The organism is Kineococcus vitellinus, from assembly GCF_009906315.1.
In the GTDB taxonomy this organism is placed as follows: Bacteria; Actinomycetota; Actinomycetes; order Actinomycetales; family Kineococcaceae; genus Kineococcus; species Kineococcus vitellinus.
The window spans coordinates 1-2,345 of sequence record NZ_JAAALL010000451.1; the positions used below are offsets into that span (position 1 = coordinate 1).

Genomic DNA, 2,345 nt, shown 5'->3' on the forward strand with positions numbered 1-2,345 from the left:
TCCGCCGAGGCCGCCCGCGCCGCCGCGCTGGCCAACCGCGCCGACGCGCTGGGCCTGGTGGCCCTCGTGCACGCCGGGCTGCTGGCGCGCTGGCCCGCCGCCGAGGGCGTCGCCCCGCTCGGCGCGCTGCCGGCGGCCCCCGCCGGCGGGGACGGCCGCCCGCTGCCGCCCAAGGACGTGCGCGCCGACGTCCCCAACGACCTCGACACGCTGTGCGCGGTGACGTTCGGCCCGCACGAGGACGGCCCGCGCGACGCCGCGGAGCTCGCGCTGCAGCTGGCCCCGTGGTCGATGGACACCTGGCAGGACGTGCTGCGCCGCATGCGCGGCGAGCTGGCCACCGCCGAGGTCCGCGGCCGGCTGAAGAACCGCGACGAGGTGGTGCCCGACGCCGAGCCGCCGGTGCCCTTCGCCCGGCCGCACTCCACCGGCCGCCCGCCGCGGGAGGACTCCCGCCTCGTGCTGGGCATCCTGGGGGTCGTCGTCGTCGTCGGGCTGGTGCTCGCGCTGTGGCAGCTCAGCCGCATCGACGTGCCCGACGTGCCGACCGCGACGCCCCGCACCTCCAGCGCCGCCCCGTCCGGGTCGCCGGCGACCTCCCCGCCCGCGAGCGCGGCGCCCGCGCCGGCGCCCGCCGCCGAGCCCGCGCCGCTGCCGGTGGCCGCCGTCACCGCGCTGGACCCCGCCGGGGACGGGGAGTCCCCGGAGAGCGCCGGCCTGGTGGTCGACGGCGACCCGGCGACGACCTGGGCGAGCCAGCGCTACAACTCCGCCGCCTTCGGCGGGCTCAAGGACGGCGTCGGGCTGCTGCTCGACCTCGGCGCGGACGCCGACGTGGCCCGCGTGCAGCTGGGCGCGGGCGGCGACGGCGGCACCGTCGAGCTGCGCACCGCCCCCGGCCCCGGGGTGGAGGGCTCCGTCGTCGTGGCCGCCGCCGCGGCCGGCGGGCAGCAGGTGCTCGCCCCGCCCGCCGCGGTCCGCACCCGCTACCTGCTGCTGTGGTTCACCTCGCTGCCCACCACCGACGGCGTCTTCCGCGAGGTCGTCGGCGAGGTGCAGGTCGTGGGCACCCCCGTGGGCGCCCCCGCCGGCGCGACCCCGCCGGCGCCGTGAGCGGCGCGGGCCCCCGCGAGCCGCTCGACCCGCGCAGCGACGCCGAGCTCGTCGCCGCCCACGTCGCCGGCGACCCGGAGGCCTTCGGCGAGGTGGTGCGCCGCCACCGCGACCGGCTGTGGGCGGTGGCGCTGCGCACCACCGGCGACCGCGAGGAGGCCGCCGACGCCGTCCAGGACGCGCTGGTGTCCGCGCTGCGCGGCGCGGACCGCTTCCGCGGCGAGTCGGCCGTCACGACGTGGCTGCACCGCATCGTCGTCAACGCCTGCCTGGACCGCGCCCGGCGCCGGGCCGTGCGCCCGACCCGCCCGCTGGAGGAGGAGGTCGGCCCCGGCGGGGACGGCAGCGCGCGCACCGGCGCCGCGCCGGCCGTCGCCGAGGACGCCACCCCGCACGTGGAGACCTCCCTCGACGTCACCCGCGCCCTGCAGCAGCTGCCCGAGGCCCAGCGCGCGGCCCTGGTGCTCGTGGACATGTACGACGTGCCGGTGGCCGAGGCGGCGCAGGTGCTGGGGGTGGCCGTGGGCACGGTGAAGTCGCGCTGCTCGCGCGGGCGCACCGCGCTGGCCGGGCTGCTGGGCGAGGGCCGGGGGGGCACCGGGAACCGTTGAGCGCTGCAGCACGTCGTAGTCCGGAGCCGCACACCGCGGACCAGCGCAGGGAGGAGCCGTCGTGAGCCGCGAGGAAGCCGACGAGCTGTCGCCGGAGCAGCAGCGCGTCCGCGACCTGCTGCGCGCGCACGCCGACGTGGGACCGCTGCCCGCCGACGTCGCCGCCCGCCTGGACGCCGCGCTGGCCGCGGCGCTCGCCGAGACCCGCACCGGGACCCGCACGGGGGCACCCGCCGGCACCCGCGCCGGGGCGTCGGTCGCCTCGCTGGCCGCGCGCCGGCGGCGCGTGCGCGGGGTGCAGCGGCTGCTCGCCGGCGTCGCGGCCGCCGTCGTCGTGGGCGGCGGCGCCGCGCTCGCGGTCCACCAGGGCTCCGCGCCGTCGACGACCAGCGCCGGTTCGGGCGCCGCCGACTCCGCCGCCGCCTCGAGCGCGGCGGCCGCCGAGGAGGAGGTGCCGCCGCAGGCGCAGGTGCTGCTCAGCGGCCGCGACTACGCCGACGCGGCGGCGGTCGAGGACCTCGGCGAGGAGGCCCTCGCCGACGAGGGGACGGGGCGGCCCGCGCCCGACGCCACGCCCGGCGCGGGCTCCACCGAACCCGGTGACCGCACGCTGCTCAACGC

At 80.8% G+C, this 2,345-nt stretch carries 1 protein-coding gene and 2 pseudogenes; all 3 read left to right on the forward strand.

Going from position 1 to position 2,345, the window contains the following annotated elements; genetic code table 11:
* A pseudogene (locus GTQ99_RS22275) lies at window positions 1-1,113 on the forward strand (hypothetical protein); the annotation flags it as partial.
* Entirely contained in the window at window positions 1,110-1,724 is a 615-nt protein-coding gene (gene sigM, locus GTQ99_RS22280; RefSeq protein ID WP_166617866.1) for an RNA polymerase sigma factor SigM, read from the forward strand. The pseudogene GTQ99_RS22275 and the gene sigM, both read left to right, overlap by 4 nt.
* Before the next feature lie 61 nt (window positions 1,725-1,785).
* Window positions 1,786-2,345: pseudogene (locus tag GTQ99_RS22285) on the forward strand (hypothetical protein); the annotation flags it as partial.